This is a genomic window from Siphonobacter sp. BAB-5405 (genome assembly GCF_002872335.1).
In the GTDB taxonomy this organism is placed as follows: domain Bacteria; phylum Bacteroidota; class Bacteroidia; order Cytophagales; family Spirosomataceae; genus Siphonobacter.
Window position 1 is genome coordinate 1 of sequence record NZ_NJAG01000113.1, and the last position, 3,917, is coordinate 3,917.

Sequence of the window (3,917 nt, forward strand, 5' to 3'; positions counted from 1 at the left end):
GAGTTCCCGCCATACCAGATCCAGTGCTGTCCCGACCCCAATGGTGTGATTCATTTCGTGCAGGGCCGTTCCCGTTCGCTGATAGCTCGGGTTGGCACCAAACTGCATGTATCCACCATAACTGGCTTCTGCGGTTGGCGTGCCGGCATTGTAATTCACCGACAAATGATGATCCTTAACGCTGGTCAGGTTGTTGTAATAATACACGCCTGATTTCACCGCCTGATCGATGCGATCACGGTTATCCGCTCCCCCATTTATCACACTTTCCCGCAATTCGTACGTGACCGTACCCATCGGAATCGTGATCACTTTCAGTACTTTACCGTAACCTACCGCGAAATTCGGCCCGATGGCGTAGGCCCGCATGTAGTAAATAGTTGCGGGTTGCAGGTTTTCGAGTCGGTAAATGGCCCCATTGCTCGAGAAGAATTTGGTCGTCCGGTTATCAAAAATTTTCGGATCCGGCGTGGTACTCCAGCAGAAACCCTGTTCGACAATATCCTTTTGAGCAACGCCGGAAACGGTACTACGTCCGAAGGCCATCGTAGCTCCGCGAGCAAACCGTGGATCCGTAACTACTACCGGAGCGGAGCCAGTTGCGTTGGCAACTCTGAACATGAGCATAGCTTCATAGAGCTCACGGGGAGTTTTCTGCACATTGCTCAATTCGGCGTCAAGGTTGTTGACCAGCGTTGTACTCTGGTCAATCACTGCTTTGAACGCAGCCGCTCCACTACCTGTACCATCCCCGTATACGCCAAGGGCCGAATCCACAGCGATTTGTAATTTTCCATACGCGTCAACGGAGATCCGGGCCGTTTTCAGATCCCTTTCCAGTTGAGCAATTCGCCCCGCTACATCCGTTCCATTCTGATCCAGCGTCGCTTTACCGGCGGCCACGGACGCTTCGAGGGCTGAGCGATTGCTATTCCGCATTTTGTTAGCCAGCACGCTTGTCGCTGAATCAATCACAACCTGTAGTCGTGCTCTCATTTCATCGAGAGCCGCACCCTTGTAGTAAAGCCGGAAATTATCGCAGGCCATCCAGTTGCCTTTGGAGTTTTCCGTTTTAAAACCCACCACAGCGGTGCCATCCACGACCAGGAAATCGACTGAATATTCACCTTTGGCTTTTACTTCTGACTGGGAAATGTTACCAAATACAAAACCGCCCGGTTGCCCCGTCGTGGGACTCTGAGAAATGTTCTGTCCTCCAATGGTTAAGGTATACTTTCCGGTGGGCAGGTCCGTTACCCGCTGGGAAATGCTTACGTTGGGCAAGGGCGGGCGACTCACCCAGCGTTCGGCGTAGGTATTGCCCGCTTTCTGAGGACTGAAATCATTATTGCCCTGCGTTTGCAGTCCATTATTAACCCAGCCCGTAAAACCCGATTCAAAACTGGGATTGACGATGCGTTGCGTCAGATCCAGCGGCGTACTATCCGACGCGTTTGCGTAGCGGTATGCTAAAATGGCCGCCTTGATTTCATCGGGAGCCTTTTGTAAATCAGTCAGTGAGGCATCAAGGTTAGCGAATAATGCTTTCTTTTGATCAATGACCGTCCGAAACGCAGCGGCTTCCTTCCCACTGCCATTGCCGTATTCAGCCTCGGCAGCGTCAATAGCCGTTTGTAATTTGCTATACGCATCGATGGATGTCACGGCTCCTTTTAGGCCTGCCTGCACTTGCTTGATGCGATCATACAATTCACTCCCTGCATTACTGTCAGACAAACTTTGCTTGGCAGCGGCAACGGCACCTTCGAGGGTTGCCCGACTCGTGTTCTGCATTTTTTTACCCAGCAGGATCGTAGCCGAATCCACCAGGGCCTGCAACTTTTCTTTCACCGCTTGCTGAGCAATACCCTTGTACTGAAGCCGGAAGTTATCACAACCCGCCCAGTTCCCTTTGGAGTTTTGGGTTTTGAAGCCAAGAGTCAGCGTACTGTCCACAACCAGAATGTCCAACCGAATAATCGCCCCTTCCGGTTACTTCCTTCTGGTTGTCATTGCCGTAGATAAAGGCACCGGGTTGTCCAACCTCCGGATTCTGGGAAAGATTCTGTGCACCAACGGTTAGCGTGTATTTACCGTTTGGTAAGCCCGTTATAGTCTGGGATATGCTTACGTTCGGCAGCGGCGGCACGCCTTGCCAACGCTCAACGTAGGTATTCCCCTGTTTGTACGGATTCAGGCCGTCATTGGACTGCGTATACATGTCGTTGTTAGCCCAACCGTTAAAACCCGATTCAAAGCTGGGATTAACGATCTGCTGTGTGACGTCCAGTGGATTGGCGTCCGAAGCATCCGCCAGTATAGCTTTTGAAATGGTTTTCGCTCGTGAAGAACTCTTGGTTACCTGGTTTGTCCTGGCCTTACTTACTGATGTAATACCAGGAAAGCTTCTGCCGAACGGACGGGTGTTCGGTTCGTATTGCGGGGTTTGGGCTGTCGCCTGAAAGCTGCAAAAGCCGACAAGCCAGGTAAAAAGAAAGAAAAAAAGAGGTCTAGAATGTATCATACATAGAGAGGTTTGTAAAAAAAATGCAGCGTACGTACGAAGAAGATCCGTACAGGTGATCCATAAACTAGGAGCGTAGAACTAGCCGTCAGGGAGCAGTTTCATAAGGGATAGAGGTTTGGCGAATTATATTAAAATGATCAAAGAATTACTTCTTATTGTACAAAACAAGGGCTTTTGAAAGACAAATAGAGGGTCCTTTTCGGTCAAAAGAGGGATCCATTTTCGGAAAAGGCTGCTAAATGTCAGTCAGAAAGGGGTTTCCGCTGAGATCGCGAGTAAAGCAGGCACTAGATAATTGATGAGAAGATGAGAAAAGTAATAGTCCAGCAGGTCAGTGACTCATTACTTTGAAACTATGAATGAAAAGCAAAATCGAAGTGTTTATAATTTAACGTATTTATATATACGTAAATTCATAAATGAAAGAGTGCTTTACTCTAGCGATTCATGGCAGGATCCGTTTGTACCATTGAAGCTACCCCTTAATGACTTACTTCCATAATAAGAGAAGGCTACTCCTGTTACGGATGTAGCCTTTCCCTGATTCATAGTTTGGGGTGCACTAATTTTTAACTCAGATAATTTAATTAATAGCCTTTAGTTCCTGCGTTTAAATCCCACTGGTCCGTCCATCGAATGATTGGCTGATCCTTTTCGAAGGATACAGGCAACCACAGGTATCGACTGTCTTTCAAATCCTTGGGATTCCATCGATCCGCCATAAACAGAAAAGTGTCAGGTTTCCCCTGAATCGGCTGCACGTACGTGGACTGTCCACCGAATGTGGTCTTGGCGGAAGGTCCCTGCATGGGATCGCCCAGTAACTTCCAGGGGCCAAAGACGGAAGAAGCTTCGTGAACGGTCGCCTCATTCGGGTCCCATCCGGTACAGCCACTGGTAATCAGATAATACCGGTTATTTCGCTTGAAAAGAGCCGGAGCTTCCCGGTGTGAACTAAATAACAGGGAATCCTGCGTCGTAGCAGTGAGGTAATCATGGCTCAGTTTCACCACCCGCAAATCGTAATTATCACGCGAAGAATACATCTGGTACGCCGAGCCATCCTCATCCACAAACAGCGTCATATCCCGGGACATGTTTCCGTTCGGCCGAAAGCTGGATACAAATCGGTACGGTCCCGCAGGCGTCGCACTCACCGGCCACTCCCGCCCGGGCGGCGTCGTATCCTTTTCCCGCCAGTTCCAGGTGAAACCACATGACGTACTGCTTCGTTTGGGGGTTATAAATGACCTTGGGTCTTTCCATGAGGCAACCTACCGTGATGTCGCTGGCAGGTTCCTGGGACTGAGCCAGGGCTAGTCCTTCGTTTTTCCAGTGAATGAGGTCTTTTGATGCATAGACGTTCACTCCCTCCGACGCAACTTTCCGC

Annotated in this window: 2 protein-coding genes and 2 pseudogenes; all 4 read right to left on the reverse strand. The window is 49.6% G+C overall.

Features of this window, described 5'->3' with window-relative positions; genetic code table 11:
• Positions 1-1,971: pseudogene (locus BWI97_RS26210) on the reverse strand (hypothetical protein); the annotation flags it as partial.
• Positions 1,892-2,524 (reverse strand): hypothetical protein, encoded by a 633-nt coding sequence (locus tag BWI97_RS26215; protein ID WP_102203416.1) that lies wholly within the window; start codon positions 2,522-2,524, stop codon positions 1,892-1,894. The gene BWI97_RS26215 and the pseudogene BWI97_RS26210, both read right to left, overlap by 80 nt.
• 590 nt (positions 2,525-3,114) lie before the next feature.
• The gene (locus tag BWI97_RS26220) at positions 3,115-3,624 is read right to left on the reverse strand and encodes a family 43 glycosylhydrolase (protein ID WP_233208071.1); all 510 of its coding nucleotides are present in this window, start codon (positions 3,622-3,624) and stop codon (positions 3,115-3,117) included.
• A pseudogene (locus BWI97_RS27845) lies at positions 3,593-3,917 on the reverse strand (hypothetical protein); the annotation flags it as partial. The gene BWI97_RS26220 and the pseudogene BWI97_RS27845, both read right to left, overlap by 32 nt.

Bases quoted from the DNA above. Each gene is read 5' to 3' on its own strand.
- BWI97_RS26215 (WP_102203416.1), bottom strand. From the start codon at position 2,524: ATGATACATTCTAGACCTCTTTTTTTCTTTCTTTTTACCTGGCTTGTC.
- BWI97_RS26220 (WP_233208071.1), bottom strand. From the start codon at position 3,624: ATGTCCCGGGATATGACGCTGTTTGTGGATGAGGATGGCTCGGCGTAC.